At 66.6% G+C, this 13,067-nt stretch carries 19 protein-coding genes and 1 tRNA gene; all 20 read left to right on the forward strand.

Going from position 1 to position 13,067, the window contains the following annotated elements; all coding sequences use genetic code 11:
- Positions 1-2 precede the first annotated feature (2 nt).
- The 20 genes from ACFQMF_RS01345 to ACFQMF_RS01440 all read left to right on the forward strand — a co-directional run bounded on the left by ACFQMF_RS01345 (position 3) and on the right by ACFQMF_RS01440 (position 12,954).
- Complete coding sequence (locus ACFQMF_RS01345; RefSeq protein WP_256407317.1) at positions 3-713, forward strand: 50S ribosomal protein L32e; 711 nt, start codon at positions 3-5, stop codon at positions 711-713.
- The gene (locus ACFQMF_RS01350; protein ID WP_256407318.1) at positions 706-1,167 is read left to right on the forward strand and encodes a 50S ribosomal protein L19e; all 462 of its coding nucleotides are present in this window, start codon (positions 706-708) and stop codon (positions 1,165-1,167) included. The genes ACFQMF_RS01345 and ACFQMF_RS01350 overlap by 8 nt, the downstream gene beginning before the upstream one ends.
- On the forward strand, positions 1,167-1,724 hold the full coding sequence (locus ACFQMF_RS01355) for a 50S ribosomal protein L18 (RefSeq protein ID WP_256407319.1): 558 nt from the start codon (positions 1,167-1,169) through the stop codon (positions 1,722-1,724). Before ACFQMF_RS01350 ends, ACFQMF_RS01355 begins: the two co-directional genes overlap by 1 nt.
- Positions 1,717-2,364: a 30S ribosomal protein S5 gene (locus ACFQMF_RS01360; RefSeq protein ID WP_092566242.1), complete on the forward strand. Its 648-nt coding sequence runs from the start codon at positions 1,717-1,719 to the stop codon at positions 2,362-2,364. The genes ACFQMF_RS01355 and ACFQMF_RS01360 overlap by 8 nt, the downstream gene beginning before the upstream one ends.
- Positions 2,364-2,828: a 50S ribosomal protein L30 gene (locus ACFQMF_RS01365; protein ID WP_256407320.1), complete on the forward strand. Its 465-nt coding sequence runs from the start codon at positions 2,364-2,366 to the stop codon at positions 2,826-2,828. Before ACFQMF_RS01360 ends, ACFQMF_RS01365 begins: the two co-directional genes overlap by 1 nt.
- Entirely contained in the window at positions 2,825-3,322 is a 498-nt protein-coding gene (locus tag ACFQMF_RS01370) for an uL15m family ribosomal protein (RefSeq protein WP_256407321.1), read from the forward strand. Before ACFQMF_RS01365 ends, ACFQMF_RS01370 begins: the two co-directional genes overlap by 4 nt.
- Positions 3,323-3,324: 2 nt before the next feature.
- Positions 3,325-4,797 (forward strand): preprotein translocase subunit SecY, encoded by a 1,473-nt coding sequence (gene secY, locus ACFQMF_RS01375; RefSeq protein WP_256407322.1) that lies wholly within the window; start codon positions 3,325-3,327, stop codon positions 4,795-4,797.
- Positions 4,798-4,914: 117 nt separating this feature from the next.
- Positions 4,915-5,040: a hypothetical protein gene (locus tag ACFQMF_RS01380; RefSeq protein WP_256407323.1), complete on the forward strand. Its 126-nt coding sequence runs from the start codon at positions 4,915-4,917 to the stop codon at positions 5,038-5,040.
- Positions 5,033-5,494, forward strand: coding sequence for a hypothetical protein (locus tag ACFQMF_RS01385; protein WP_256407324.1), 462 nt, complete (start codon positions 5,033-5,035; stop codon positions 5,492-5,494). The genes ACFQMF_RS01380 and ACFQMF_RS01385 overlap by 8 nt, the downstream gene beginning before the upstream one ends.
- 181 nt (positions 5,495-5,675) lie before the next feature.
- On the forward strand, positions 5,676-7,769 hold the full coding sequence (locus ACFQMF_RS01390; RefSeq protein WP_256407325.1) for a minichromosome maintenance protein MCM: 2,094 nt from the start codon (positions 5,676-5,678) through the stop codon (positions 7,767-7,769).
- Positions 7,769-8,221 (forward strand): DUF8129 domain-containing protein, encoded by a 453-nt coding sequence (locus ACFQMF_RS01395; protein ID WP_256407326.1) that lies wholly within the window; start codon positions 7,769-7,771, stop codon positions 8,219-8,221. The genes ACFQMF_RS01390 and ACFQMF_RS01395 overlap by 1 nt, the downstream gene beginning before the upstream one ends.
- Before the next feature lie 529 nt (positions 8,222-8,750).
- On the forward strand, positions 8,751-9,323 hold the full coding sequence (locus ACFQMF_RS01400) for a peptide ABC transporter substrate-binding protein (RefSeq protein ID WP_256407327.1): 573 nt from the start codon (positions 8,751-8,753) through the stop codon (positions 9,321-9,323).
- On the forward strand, positions 9,320-9,499 hold the full coding sequence (locus tag ACFQMF_RS01405; RefSeq protein ID WP_256407328.1) for a hypothetical protein: 180 nt from the start codon (positions 9,320-9,322) through the stop codon (positions 9,497-9,499). Before ACFQMF_RS01400 ends, ACFQMF_RS01405 begins: the two co-directional genes overlap by 4 nt.
- Positions 9,490-9,563: transfer RNA gene (locus ACFQMF_RS01410), tRNA-Phe, on the forward strand. Before ACFQMF_RS01405 ends, ACFQMF_RS01410 begins: the two co-directional genes overlap by 10 nt.
- A 329-nt stretch (positions 9,564-9,892) precedes the next feature.
- Positions 9,893-11,356, forward strand: coding sequence for a helix-turn-helix domain-containing protein (locus ACFQMF_RS01415; RefSeq protein ID WP_256407329.1), 1,464 nt, complete (start codon positions 9,893-9,895; stop codon positions 11,354-11,356).
- Positions 11,356-11,514, forward strand: a complete 159-nt coding sequence (locus ACFQMF_RS01420) for a hypothetical protein (RefSeq protein WP_256407330.1) — start codon at positions 11,356-11,358, stop codon at positions 11,512-11,514. The genes ACFQMF_RS01415 and ACFQMF_RS01420 overlap by 1 nt, the downstream gene beginning before the upstream one ends.
- 177 nt (positions 11,515-11,691) lie before the next feature.
- Positions 11,692-11,946 carry a hypothetical protein gene (locus tag ACFQMF_RS01425; protein ID WP_256407331.1) on the forward strand — a complete coding sequence of 85 codons (255 nt, stop codon included), beginning with the start codon at positions 11,692-11,694 and terminating at the stop codon, positions 11,944-11,946.
- Entirely contained in the window at positions 11,946-12,179 is a 234-nt protein-coding gene (locus ACFQMF_RS01430) for a hypothetical protein (protein ID WP_256407332.1), read from the forward strand. Before ACFQMF_RS01425 ends, ACFQMF_RS01430 begins: the two co-directional genes overlap by 1 nt.
- Before the next feature lie 126 nt (positions 12,180-12,305).
- Positions 12,306-12,563, forward strand: coding sequence for a hypothetical protein (locus ACFQMF_RS01435; protein ID WP_256407333.1), 258 nt, complete (start codon positions 12,306-12,308; stop codon positions 12,561-12,563).
- Positions 12,564-12,576: 13 nt separating this feature from the next.
- Entirely contained in the window at positions 12,577-12,954 is a 378-nt protein-coding gene (locus tag ACFQMF_RS01440) for a hypothetical protein (RefSeq protein ID WP_256407334.1), read from the forward strand.
- The last annotated feature ends 113 nt before the right edge of the window (positions 12,955-13,067 follow it).

The raw sequence follows: 13,067 nt of genomic DNA on the forward strand, positions 1-13,067 counted from the left end.
CGATGGCAGACGAACTGGAAGACATCAGCGGCGTCGGTCCCTCGAAGGCGGACGCCCTTCGCGAGGCCGGCTACGAGACGGTCGAGGACGTGAAGGCCGCCTCCCAATCGGAGCTCTCCGAGGTCGACGGCGTCGGCAACGCGCTCGCGGCGCGCATCAAGGCCGACGTCGGCGGGCTGGAGGTCGACGAGGAGGCGGACGCGGAGATCGAAGACGAGACCGAGGAGGAGGCGGCCGACGAGGCCGAATCCGACGAGGCGGTCGAGACGGAGCTTCGCCCCCGCGGCCACGCCGACAAGACGCCGGCGCTGGACGACGAGACCGCTCGCGCGCTCGCACAGAAGCACCGCGAGGGGAAACCGCAGTTCAACCGGCAGGACTACCACAAGAAGAAGCGGATCCCGACGTCGTGGCGCAAGCCGCGCGGCGGGCTCTCCAAGCAGCGCCGCCGCATGAAGGCGAAGGGGCCCGTCGTCGAGGCCGGCTTCCGCTCGCCGAAGGCGGCCCGCGACCTGCACCCGAGCGGCTTCGAGGAGGTCCGCGTGCACAACACGGACGACCTCGAGGGCGTCGACGGTGACACGCAGGCGGTGCGGATCGCCTCGAAGGTCGGCGGTCGCAAGCGCGAACTGATCGAAGACGAGGCGGCGGAGCGCGAGATCCGCGTGCTGAACCCGACCTACGTCGAAGTGGAGGTCGACGACGATGAGTGACCTGAAAGCACAGAAGCGGCTCGCGGCGGACGAGTTAGACGTCGGCAAGGGCCGCGTCTGGCTCGACCCCGAGGCACAGGAGGAGATCGAGGACGCCATCACGCGAGAGGACGTCCGCGAGCTCATCGAGCAGGGCACGATCCGCGCGAAGGACGCGAAGACGAACTCCCGCGGACAGGCCCGCGAGCGCGCCGAGAAGCGCTCGTACGGACACAAGTCCGGCGCCGGGACCCGGAAGGGGAAGGCCGGCGCGCGACAGAACACGAAGGACGACTGGAAGGCGCGGATCCGCGCGCAGCGCGCCCGCCTGAAGGAGCTCCGCGACGACGAGGACGTCCTCGACGCCAGCGAGTACCGCACGCTCTACAACAAGGCGAGCGGCGGCGAGTTCGAGGACGTGGCGCGACTGGAGGCGTACATCCAGACGCAGTACGGTTACGAGGTGACGGACTAATGGCGACAGGACCACGATACAAGGTGCCGATGCGGCGCCGCCGCGAGGTCCGGACGGATTACCATCAGAGGTTGCGCCTGCTGAAATCGGGCAAGCCTCGCCTGGTCGCTCGGGTGAGCAACGCTCACGTCAGGGCGCAGCTGGTGACTCCCGGACCCGACGGCGACGAGACCCACGCGGCCGCCTCCAGCGAGGACCTCGCTGCGTACGGCTGGGAGGCCCCTACGGGGAACCTCCCCAGCGCGTACCTCACGGGGTACCTCGCGGGGGCCCGCGCCGTCGACGCCGGCCTCGACGAGGCCGTCCTCGACATCGGGCTCAACACGGCGACGCCCGGCAACAAGACGTTCGCAGTACAGGAAGGAGCGATCGACGCCGGCCTCGAGATCCCGCACAACGACGGCGTGCTGGCCGACTGGTCGCGTACGCGAGGCGAGCACATCGCCGCGTACGACGAGCAGCTCGACGAGCCGCTGTACGGCGGCGAGTTCGACGCGGCCGACGTACCCGAGCACTTCGACGACGTGCTCGCGACAATCCAGGAGGACCATGAGTAGACACAACGACGGCTGGGAACCGCGGACGCGACTCGGCCGCAAGGTGCAGAACGGCGACATCTCGTCAATGGAACAGGCGCTCGACTCCGGCCTCCCGCTGAAGGAGGCCGAGATCGTCGACCAGCTCCTCCCGGGGCTGGAAGACGAGGTGCTGGACATCAACATGGTCCAGCGCATGACCGACTCCGGCCGCCGCGTGAAGTTCCGCTGCGTGGTCGCCGTGGGCAACCGCGACGGCTATCTCGGCTACGCGCAGGCCCGGGACGACCAGGTCGGCGGCGCCATCCAGAAGGCGATCGACGTCGCGAAGCTGAACATCATCTCCGTCGACCGCGGCTCCGGCTCCTGGGAGGACCAGCCCGGCGGCACCAACTCCCTGACCCGGACGGCGACCGGGAAGGCCGGCTCCGTCACGGTCGAGATCAAGCCGGCCCCGCAGGGGCTGGGCCTCGCGGCCGCGGAGACGGTCCGGAACATCTTAGAGCTCGCCGGCGTCGAGGACGCCTGGACGAACTCCGACGGCAACACCCGCACCACGGTGAACCTCGCGAAGGCGACGTTCAACGCCTTGGAGAACGCGGCGCAGTCCCGCACTCCCCAGCACGCGCGCGAGGTCCACTACGACGAGGTGAGCGAGTGATGCAGGCGATCGTCCAGCTCCGCGGCGACGTCAACCTCGAGTACGGCGTCGAGGACACGCTCGACATGCTGAACGTCGGGCGCGTCAACCACGCGACGTTCGTCCCCGAGACGGACTCGTACCGCGGCATGATCACGAAGGTCAACGACGTCGTCGCGTTCGGGGAACCGAGCGTCGACGCGGTCGCGACCACCATCGCGCGACGCGGCGAGCCCCTGGAGGGCTCGGCCGATGTCGACGACGAGTGGATCGAATCGAACACCGACTACGCCGACCTGGAGGCGCTGGCGGAGGCGCTCGTCGACGAGGAGACGACCCTGCGCGAGCAGGGCCTCTCGCCGACGCTCCGGCTCCACGCGCCCCGCGGCGGTCACGAGGGAATCAAGCATCCCGTGATCGAGGGCGGCGAACTCGGGAGACACACGACCGAGGAGATCGACGACCTCCTGGAGGCGATGCGATGACGAGCAAGAAACGGCGACAGCGCGGGTCTCGCACCCACGGCGGCGGCACGCACAAGAACCGGCGCGGCGCCGGTCACCGCGGCGGCCGCGGCGCGGCCGGCCGCGCGAAACACGAGTTCCACAACTACGGACCGCTCGGCAAGTACGGCTTCAAGCGGCCCGAGGACGCGCAGACGGACGTCCTCGAAGTCAAGGTCCAGAAGCTCGACGAGGACGCGGCGCTGTACGCCGCGGAGGGCCTCGCCGAGGAGGACGGCGACGCGTACGTGATCGACGCGCGCGACGTCGTCGACGACGGCCGCGACGCCGACGTGGTGAAGGTGCTCGGCGGCGGACAGGTCCGCCGCGAGCTCCACGTCACGGCCGACGCGTTCACCGCCGGCGCGGTCGAACTGATCGAGGAGGCCGGCGGCGAGGCGACGCTCTCCGAGCGCGCCGAGGAGGCCGCCGCCGAATCAGAAAACACTTCAGACGACGAGACTGACGAGGCGTAATCATGAGCTGGAAGGAGGCCGCCGAACCGGTGCTCTCGCGGATGCCCGTCGTGGAGCGACCGGCGGGGCACGTCCCGTTCAAACGGAAGCTCACGTGGACGGCCGGCATCCTGGTCGTCTACTTCTTCCTGACCAACATCAACCCGTTCGGGTTGGCGGTCGGACAGGGATCCGACTTCTTCGGGCAGTTCCGGTCGGTGCTCGCCGGCTCGTCCGGCTCGCTGTTACAGGTCGGTATCGGACCGATCGTCACGGCGTCCATCGTCCTCCAGCTGTTGGGCGGTGCGAACCTCCTCGGACTCGACACCGACGACCCGCGCGACCAGGTCCTGTATCAGGGCCTCCAGAAGCTGTTGGTGATCATCGTGACGGCGCTGACGGCGGCGCCGATGGTGTTCACCGGCGGGTTCCTGCCCGCGGATTCGGCCGTCGGGCAGGCGCTCGGTATCGGGACGTTCGGCGTTCAGGCGCTGATCTTCGCGCAGATCTTCGTCGGCGGCGTCCTCCTTCTGTTCATGGACGAGATCGTGAGCAAGTGGGGCGTCGGCTCCGGCGTCGGGCTGTTCATCATCGCGTCGGTGAGCCAGCAGATCGTCGGCGGCTTCTTCAGCTTCTCCGCGCTCGGTGCGCGGGGCTTCCTGGCGAACTGGTACGCGATCGCCACGGGCGGCACCGAGCTGGGGTCGCCGTTCACCGCCGGCGGGATCGACTCGCTGCTGTTCGCGCCCGGAAACCTCCTCGCGCTGTTCACGACGGTGTTCATCTTCGGGATCGTCGTCTACGCGGAGTCGGTCCGCGTCGAGATCCCGCTGTCGCACGCCCGGGTGAAGGGCGCGCGCGGCCGGTTCCCGGTGAAGCTCATCTACGCGTCCGTCCTGCCGATGATCCTCGTCCGCGCGCTGCAGGCGAACATCCAGTTCGTCGGGCAGCTCCTCTCCTCGCAGTGGGCGGGGATGCCGGCCTGGCTGGGGATGTACAGCGATCAGGGACAGCCCACGTCCGGGCTGTTCTACTACCTGAACCCCATCCAGCAGCCGGAGCAGTGGATGTGGTTCCGCGGCACGGCGACCGGCGAACCGTGGATGATCGCGATCCGGCTCGGGATCGACCTCACCTTCATGATCGTCGGCGGGGCGATCTTCGCCATCTTCTGGGTCGAGACGACCGGGATGGGCCCGGAGGCGACCGCCAAGCAGATCCAGAACTCCGGGATGCAGATCCCCGGCTTCCGCCGGAACCCGCAGGTCGTCGAGAAGGTGATGGAGCGGTACATCCCGCAGGTGACCGTCATCGGCGGCGCACTCGTCGGGTTCCTCGCCGTGATGGCGAACCTGCTCGGCACCATCGGTTCGGTCTCCGGGACCGGCCTGCTGCTCGCGGTCTCGATCACGTACAAGCTGTACGAGGAGATCGCCGAGGAGCAGCTGATGGAGATGCACCCGATGATGCGCCAGATGTTCGGCTCAGACGACTGAATATCCGCGGGCCTTAGGCCCGCTAACGGTTTCTCTTTCTTTCTTAGCAAACCGAAGAGACGTATCCGGATATCCTGATCAGACACCGCTAGCAGCTGCTCCGGGGGTGACGGCCTGATGGCGGTCTGTACCGCCCTCGGCTGTACCGCCGACGCCGAGGTCGTCATCCGCCTTGACGACGGCCGCGAACGTCCCGTCTGCCCCGACGACGCCGACGCGGGCGAGGTGGTCGACGATGTCTGACGAGGATGTCTCCGCCCGTGACGCGCTCGCAATCGCGCAGCGAGCGCTCGCGAAGGCCAACCGCGTGGACGACCTCGAAGACGAGATCAACGAACTCCAGGAAGAGGTGGCCGTGCTGGAGCTCCGGCTCTCGGAGTTCGACGACGATCGTGATTACCAGCAGCTGAGCCGCGCCGAGCGTGTCGGCCTCGTCCGCGAGCACGCCTTCCAGAAGGCCACGGCCGGGAGCGGCGTCGCCGCGCTCGACTACGACGACATCAAGTGGGAGGTGTTCGAGGGCGAACCCTCGGCGGACTACTGCTACACGTTGATGCAGCTCGCCGCCGACGTCCGCGGCTTCGAAGTACGGACGCCGGCGAACGGCAACCGCAGCCTCACCGTCGACGCCCAGGAGGCGAAGCGCGGTGCCGTGTTTTCGTCCGCGAATAAAACCGCCTCGGAGGAGGTGCGCTAGCGATGGCGGTCTTCTCCCGTGGGATTCCGCCGCCGCTTGTACTCCTCATAGATCACCACAAGCAGCGCTGTGTAAGCAATGGTCCGTTAGCTGTGAGGCCGTCGTTCTGGCCGGCGTCTGGCCGGCGTCGTTCGACGGTCCGAGCGGTTGGACGGGCTTTATTCGCGGACAAAAACCCACGATGTCCACCACCCACGACCGACGCAAGGAGAACGAGACGCTGACTGAGACGCTGATCCGGTTCTACCGGGAACGGTACCGTGACGCGGTCGGCACGCTCGCCCAGCGGTACGATGACCAGAAGTCACTCGTCATCGACTACGACGAGCTCTACGAGTTCGACCGGGAGATCGCCGAGGACGTCCTCACAAAGCCCGGGGAGATGGGCGAGTACCTGGAGGAAGCGCTCCGCAACTACGACCTCCCGGCTGATGTCGACCTCGCGAACGCGCACGTCCGCGTGTCGAACCTGCCGCCCGAGCACACCTACTACCCGGGCGGGTTCTCCCCGACGGACCAGGCGAGTAACTACCGTGCGATCACGGGCGAGGTGTCGAAGGTCACCGACGAGTACTCGAAGATCGTCGAGGCGGCGTTCGAGTGCCAGCGCTGCGGGACGATGACCTACATCGCCCAGAGCGACTCAGGCTTCCAGGAACCGCACGAGTGCCAGGGCTGTGAGCGACAGGGCCCCTTCCGCGTCAACTTCGACCAGTCGGGGTTCGTCGACGCCCAGCAGTTCCGCCTCGCGACGCCGCCGGAGATCGCCGAGGGGAGCGGCACCGAGATCGACGTCTTCGTCGAGGACGACCTCGCCGATATCGTCACCGCGGGCGACCGCGTCACCGTCGCCGGGACGATCCACCTTGAGCAGCAGACGCAGGGCAACCAGAAGACCGGGAAGTTCGAGCCGTACGTCGACGCCGGCGCGCTCGCCGTCGACGAGACGGACCACACCGACGTGGATACCACGCCCGAGGAGCGCGAACGCATTCACGAGCTCGCGGACGGCGCCGAGGGTGACCCGCTCGACCTCGCAGCCGAGTCGCTCGCGCCGAAGATCCACGGCAACGACGCGATCAAGCGCGTGCTCATCCTCGCGATGGTCGGCGGGTCGAAGACGGTCTACCCTGACGGCACCCACGACCGCGGCGAGTTCCACGTCCTCCTGCTGGGCGACCCCGGCACCGCGAAGTCGAAGCTTATCGACCGCGTCGAAGACCTCGGGTGGCGGACGGTCGGCGTGAGTGGGAAGGGCGCGACTGTCGCCGGCGTCACCGCCTCCGCCGTCCAGGACGACTTCGGCGACGGCGGCTCTGCGCTCGAAGCGGGCGCGTTCGTGAAGGCACACAAGGGCGCCGTCTGTGTCGACGAGCTCGACGACATGCCGGCCGACGTCCGCGCGGCGATGCTCGACCCGATGAGCAAACAGCGGATCTCCGTCAACAAGTGGGGGATCAACGCGACGCTCCGGACGGAGACGGCAGTGGTCGCGGCGGGCAACCCCAAGTACGGACGGTTCAACCCGTACGAGAACGTCCAGGACCAGTTCGACTTCGAGAGCAACCTCCTGAGTCGGTTCGACCTCGTGTTCACGCTCACTGACCAACCCGACCCCGAGCGTGACAGTACGATCTCCCGGCACATCCTCGACGCTCGCGACGCCGCGAAGCGGCAGATGGCGGGGCTGGATGTCGCCGATGAGGTCGCCGAGACGATCGCGACGCCGGTCGATCGTGACCTCCTCCGGAAGTGGATCGCCCTCGCGAAACAGCAGCCTGAGCCGGTGTTCGCAAGCCAGGAGGTGAAAGAGTGGCTCGACGAGAGCTTCACCGACCTGCGCTCGCTGAACGGCTACGACGAGGAGTCACCTGTCCCGGTGACGTTCCGGAAACTGGAGGGGATCGTCCGCATCGCGGAAGCGGCGGCGAAGTTCGAGTTCTCGGAGACCATCGAGATGCGCCACGTCCAGTTCGCGACGAACGTCGTCGGCGAATCGATGCGCGACTACGGCACCGATGAGGATGGCGTCTACGACGCGGACGTCCAGGAGACGGGCCGCTCGATGAGCCAAAAGCAGAAGATCAAGCTCCTAGAGCAGACGGTCACCGACCTCCAGCCGGACACCGCGGGCGGCGCCGAGATCGGCGACGTCGTCGATGCACTCGAAGATGAGGGGATCCAGTCGCCGTGGGACCTCATCGAGGCCGCAAAGAACGATGGTCGCGCCTACGAGCCGGGCGGTGGCGGCATCCGCTGGGTGGGTGATGCTTGATGCCGGCGACCACCCAGCACAACGAGCAGGCGACCGAGGTGCCGGACCTCAACGCCACAGAAAGCGAGCGCCTCGGCGAGAATCCGGCGCGGTTCCTCGTCGAGGACGTCGCCGCGGACAACGGCGACGGCACCACGGGCGAGCTCATCTTCGCTCGGATTCGCGGGATTGTCTCGACCGAGCTCGTCGACTACTGGCTCGGCGTCGAACGTTGGCTGGCGATGCAGGACGACCGTGAGCCGCGCGATCGCGTCATCGACGCGCTCGAAGCGCGGAAGGCCGAGCTCGACGAACACGGCGAGGGGCTCGCGCAGGCCGGGCTCTCACCCGCAGAGCGCCGCGAGCGGGCCGCCAAGCGTGACGCCGAGTCCGTGGCGGTGCTTGTCGACGAAGACGGCGAGGAGGTCTCCTGGAGTCGCCAGCGCGGCGCCGTCGTGGGGGCCAATTCGTGACGCCGTACTACAGCTGCGACGAGTGCTTCGCCTATTTCGCGACCGAGCGCCAGCGCGACTGTCACGAGGAGCGCGTCCACGGAGGCGACGATGAGTGATGTCGCTGTCAGTGATCTCGATGCTCACACTCGCGACCAGCTCGCTGAGCTCCCATGGTCGTCAACAGTCGTCTATCTCGAATTAAAAGCGGCATCCGGGCCCCGAACCGTCCGGAAGCTCGCTTACGACCTGTGTCGTTCGGAGCGGACGGTGCTGAGTGCGCTCCGCCGACTCCATCAGGCAGGACTCGTCTCCTGTGATCCACGTCATGAGGATCCACCGACGTCTGAATGGAGTGTTGCCGAGTGATCGCAGGATCTGCGCTCGGGGGTTCGTATAAGAGTTTGGCCAAGCAACACACGGGTGACGACAGCCGGGTGACCGGCGCGGCCGGGTGCCAGCACCAGAGGCGATCGGGCTGATGACGGCACCACACCCGCCGCGACACGACAGGACCGGAGAGACGGTTGGTCGTGAGTTTTTTGCAACTATGCCTGAGCAACCCGCCTACCACGAGCACGTGCTCGACGCATCGGACGTGTGTAACTCCTGTCACAGAGTCATCCGCGTCGAGCGGCAGAACCCGACACGCGGCGGGCTCACGCGGGAGTACGAGACCCATCACGAACGCCATCGTGATCACACGGTCGTCGACTACGGGCCCGCGGATACCGTCAGCGACCAACAGGGCACGTTCTGCGACCGCTGCGGGACCGAATCACCCTGGGACCGCTACTGGGACGATCACCGGACCGATGCCCACGAACTCGCGACCGCGCTCGGATGGCTCGACGACACCGACGAGCCCGCCACGACCCCCTGCCAGGAGCGCGCGGTCTCGCCGGCGAAGTTCCGCGAACTCCTCAAAGCGACCATCCGGACACTCGACGAGAAGGGTGTCACCCTCCATCGTAAGACGCTCGCTCGGGAGGCACTCCGCCGCCGTCGCGACGGCGAACACGTCGACGACTGTCTCGGCGAGGCGACCGAGGCGGCCATCCGACGCGCCGTCACGCGGGAGGACGCCGCCCCCGACCAGGTGCGAGGTGAGCTCCCGGCATGAGCGCCTCGCAGTACGACCGTGTTGCGTTCCCGTTCGGCGACCGGCAACTCGAGGGCGACGTCGTGGGGTTCGAGCCCGCTGGCGACGTGCGCGGCCCGGACGGTCTCCTGATCGTCGACGTGGACGGGCTGACGTACCGAACGACAGAGTCCGACGCGGAGCGACCGGATCGATAGCTCAGTCTGGGAGAGCTCGACGCTGAAGACGTCGCACGCCTCGGTTCGAATCCGAGTCGATCCATCTCCTGAGGGCGTGGTTCTCACTCGGCTTTTCTCCGAGGGGGCCCAGACCAGGTCAGCGCCCGAGGGAGTGCAGCGCCACACGAGCGACCGGCAGCCACGCGGCGAGATCGTGACATGCTCGTCCTTCGTGAGGACATTCGCGTCGATCGTTCCGTTCGGTTCGGTTCAAACCTGCCAAGTCCGGTCGCCTTGCCGTGCCTGTGGAGGTGACAGACGCCCCTATTGGGAGTGGCGAGATCCAAGCCCTCTACGGGGCTACCCTGTCCGGGGTTCGACTCCCCGCGCGGCCGTTCGAGACGCAGTAACACCCCTCCGTTTCACCTCCAGATGGACGACGACACACCTGAGTTCACCGAGCGCCAGCGCGACCTCCTGGAGATGCTCCCGGCGACGTCCCGGGATATCGCCGAGGAGTTCGACGTTGCGCTGACGACCGTCGAGTCGCATCGCAACGCGCTAAAGGATAAGGGCGTCCCGCTGGAGTTCGACCGCGAGACGAACGAGTGGTTCGTTGACGGCTCGCCAGGCTGGAAGGCCAGCGCTGCCGATCAGGACGATGGAGACGACGACGAGGACACCACGTTTCCGGAGGAACCAGACCCGTCCGACCTGACGGAACGCGAGCGGTACATCCTCCATCAGCTCCAAACCGCGACTGACACGGAGGAGCTCGCCGAGGACCTCGGTGAGTCGCCGTCGGTCGTCGAGAGCTACTTCCAGACGCTCGAAGCGAAGGGGTGGCAGATATACCACGACGAGACGGCCGACCTCTTCGAGATCGAAGGCGACCACACGCTCCGGTCGAGCGAACACAAGGGCACTCGCACCCGGAAAGCAAACCGCTGGTGGGAGAAGCGTCACAACGAGCTCGTCAAGGCGTGGAAGCGGATCGACACGCCGGAGATCGAGACGACAGCCACGGACGGCAACGAGGACTGGGTAGTCCACATGACGGACCTCCACGCCGGCGACCTCGTCCGTGGGTACGACGACTCGGTCGTCCACCAGAGTGAGGACCTCCCACCGATCATCGACTACATCACGGATCGGTCACTTGCTCTCAAGGAAAAGCACGGGAGCGCCTACGACACGGCGTACCTGCTCTGGGGTGGCGACTTCGTCACCAATGAGGGCATCTACGAGGGCCAACACGAGAACCTCGACCAGTGGCTCGACGAGCAGACCGACACGCTCCACCCGCCGCTGATGCGGCAGGTGAAAGCCTACTCGCAGGCGTTCGACAACGTCGTCATCATCTGCCAGGCGGGCAACCACGGCGACATCCGCGCGTCCGGCTCCTCGAAACAGGCCAACGCCGACCTCCTCCTCTACAAGTCGATCCGGAACGCGGTCGGCGAGCTCGCGGAGGTCGGCTACTGTGAGAACGTCGGGTTCAACATCGGCCGGGCAGGGTCGCCGACACCGTTCTGGCTCCGCGACGGCGCGATCCACGGCCAGCTCCGCCACGGCCAGGACCGGAAGCCGCAGGCGGAGACGTCGTCGCGAAAGAAGGAGTGGCTCTCGACGGTCGTCGACTCGCTCAACTTCGGGCAGGCGGTCGACATCATCTGGATGGGCCACTATCACGTGAGCGGCAGGATCCCGTGGAACGGCCCGCCGATCTTCGTCACGGCGTCGCCGCTGCCCGTCGGTGAGTACCCGCGGAAGCTCGGTGAGGTTGACGGGCTCAACGAGCCGGACATCGCGACGTGTCACGGCGTGAGCGACGACGGCGTCACCGGCGTGTTCCCGATCGACCCGCGGAAGTTCGACGGGAAAATCGGAGAATGATGCATCAGGACCCCACCGCCTCACACCAGTTCGACACGGACACGGTGTCCGTCGTCACGACTGAGGGCGAGGCGAGCCCGCTCGCGTTCTACGACCCGTCGAGCTCCCGCGCGTGGTTGACGATGCGCGACCCGCTCGACCTGCGCGCCTACCGCTAGGACCATGACTCGAACAGATGTCCCTCGACCGTCGACGTACAGACCGAATCGGTGCTCCGAGTGCGGCTGCCGGCTGGACTCCGAGAGACCATGCCAGTGTCAGCCCCTGATGGATGTCTCATGACGCCACCTCTCAGCGACCCTCAAGACGAGGCCCACTGCCTCGCGAAGTCCATCATGCCTAACGGACATCGACCCCTCGCAAGCATCACCGCTGGCGCGCTCGTGCTCGTGTGGCTCGCCATCACGCTGTCACTCACGTTTGAGGGGATCGAGGCGGTGGCCCCGCCGTACTACGGGATTTTTACAGCGCTGGTGTTCTTACTTGTCGGGAGACTCTGGGGTATCGAGCGCGAGCTGATGGAGGCGGCCGCCGACTCGCTTCCGATCAGCATCGACCTCAGCCAAGAGGACACGCAAGACGAGGACTAATGCAAGAGAAGCCTATCCGAACGCTTGTCGCTGGCGTCATCATCCTCGCGTTTTTCGGAACGTGGCTCGGGATGGAGTGGACCGGCCGCGAAGCTGACACGCTGATCCTGCTCGGCGCTGTCGCGATCGTGCTCGGCGCTGGCTATCACCTCTGGGACGACTCAATGGGCGAGGGCGTCGCCGCCGCTCAAGAGCTCCAAGGCGACGAGGAGAGCAGCGACGAGGGCGAGTGATGGCGTGGACCTGCTCCGAGTGCGACACGCAGTACTTGTTCGATGCGCCATCGAAGTGGCAATCGGGCGCTGACGAGGACGACGGACCGGTCTGCAGTGACTGTCGCGAGGAGTAATTACGTAATTATGACCACGACCATCTCGCTCCCGGACGACGTCGTCGACGAGCTTGACGCGTTGCTTCCGGACGACGACCGGACCCGCGCCGAGCAGTTCCAAGAGGTTGTTCTCCCAGCGCTCCGGGGCGACAACGTTGAGATCGTCCACGAGGCAGACGCCGACGCCGAGGTCCTTGAGCGCCTCGGCGAGCTGGAGAACCGGATCGAAGAGGTTCCGACACTCACGTCGTCGAAGGTCGTCACGGATCTCCAGTCGGCGCGCTAGTAATTACGTAATTATGCTCTCAGAGGAACACCAGCGCCCGGCAACACTGGTCAACCGCATCCGCTGCTGGCTTAGCTTCCACTCGTGGGAGCGTGTCCGCTGTCACGACTGCCGCGAAGACCGGCTTGTCCGGCAGGCCTTCGAAGACCGCGACGCACCGGCCCAGAAGTGTGGCGGGTGCGGGTCGCCGTCACTGTGGCCGATCGAGCGCCAGTCGTCGGCGGCGTTCTGTCCCGGTTGCGACCACGACCTCCTGCATCAGAAGGACGCGACGATCGACGAACGCGACGACGAAGCCACCGAGTTCACCTGCCAGTACTGCGGGACGACGTCTGGCTGGCTGCTCGGTGCGCCCGCGCCGATCCGACTCGACATCGAGAAGCTACGGTGAATTCACGAATTCACTGTTTGCTGACACACCCGACACCGGCATCGTGATGTCGACGCTATCCACGACGGCCCCCATTTAAAATATAAAACCCGCCAGGACGCTGCGGGACGCTT

It is taken from the genome of Halorubrum rutilum (assembly GCF_042665015.1).
GTDB lineage: Archaea > Halobacteriota > Halobacteria > Halobacteriales > Haloferacaceae > Halorubrum > Halorubrum rutilum.

Excerpts from the sequence above, each read along its gene's own strand:
- ACFQMF_RS01345 (WP_256407317.1), top strand. The coding sequence starts at position 3 with ATGGCAGACGAACTGGAAGACATCAGCGGCGTCGGTCCCTCGAAGGCG.
- ACFQMF_RS01350 (WP_256407318.1), top strand. The coding sequence starts at position 706 with ATGAGTGACCTGAAAGCACAGAAGCGGCTCGCGGCGGACGAGTTAGAC.
- ACFQMF_RS01355 (WP_256407319.1), top strand. The coding sequence starts at position 1,167 with ATGGCGACAGGACCACGATACAAGGTGCCGATGCGGCGCCGCCGCGAG.
- ACFQMF_RS01360 (WP_092566242.1), top strand. The coding sequence starts at position 1,717 with ATGAGTAGACACAACGACGGCTGGGAACCGCGGACGCGACTCGGCCGC.
- ACFQMF_RS01365 (WP_256407320.1), top strand. The coding sequence starts at position 2,364 with ATGCAGGCGATCGTCCAGCTCCGCGGCGACGTCAACCTCGAGTACGGC.
- ACFQMF_RS01370 (WP_256407321.1), top strand. The coding sequence starts at position 2,825 with ATGACGAGCAAGAAACGGCGACAGCGCGGGTCTCGCACCCACGGCGGC.
- secY (WP_256407322.1), top strand. The coding sequence starts at position 3,325 with ATGAGCTGGAAGGAGGCCGCCGAACCGGTGCTCTCGCGGATGCCCGTC.
- ACFQMF_RS01380 (WP_256407323.1), top strand. The coding sequence starts at position 4,915 with ATGGCGGTCTGTACCGCCCTCGGCTGTACCGCCGACGCCGAGGTCGTC.
- ACFQMF_RS01385 (WP_256407324.1), top strand. The coding sequence starts at position 5,033 with ATGTCTGACGAGGATGTCTCCGCCCGTGACGCGCTCGCAATCGCGCAG.
- ACFQMF_RS01390 (WP_256407325.1), top strand. The coding sequence starts at position 5,676 with ATGTCCACCACCCACGACCGACGCAAGGAGAACGAGACGCTGACTGAG.
- ACFQMF_RS01395 (WP_256407326.1), top strand. The coding sequence starts at position 7,769 with ATGCCGGCGACCACCCAGCACAACGAGCAGGCGACCGAGGTGCCGGAC.
- ACFQMF_RS01400 (WP_256407327.1), top strand. The coding sequence starts at position 8,751 with ATGCCTGAGCAACCCGCCTACCACGAGCACGTGCTCGACGCATCGGAC.
- ACFQMF_RS01405 (WP_256407328.1), top strand. The coding sequence starts at position 9,320 with ATGAGCGCCTCGCAGTACGACCGTGTTGCGTTCCCGTTCGGCGACCGG.
- ACFQMF_RS01415 (WP_256407329.1), top strand. The coding sequence starts at position 9,893 with ATGGACGACGACACACCTGAGTTCACCGAGCGCCAGCGCGACCTCCTG.
- ACFQMF_RS01420 (WP_256407330.1), top strand. The coding sequence starts at position 11,356 with ATGCATCAGGACCCCACCGCCTCACACCAGTTCGACACGGACACGGTG.
- ACFQMF_RS01425 (WP_256407331.1), top strand. The coding sequence starts at position 11,692 with ATGCCTAACGGACATCGACCCCTCGCAAGCATCACCGCTGGCGCGCTC.
- ACFQMF_RS01430 (WP_256407332.1), top strand. The coding sequence starts at position 11,946 with ATGCAAGAGAAGCCTATCCGAACGCTTGTCGCTGGCGTCATCATCCTC.
- ACFQMF_RS01435 (WP_256407333.1), top strand. The coding sequence starts at position 12,306 with ATGACCACGACCATCTCGCTCCCGGACGACGTCGTCGACGAGCTTGAC.
- ACFQMF_RS01440 (WP_256407334.1), top strand. The coding sequence starts at position 12,577 with ATGCTCTCAGAGGAACACCAGCGCCCGGCAACACTGGTCAACCGCATC.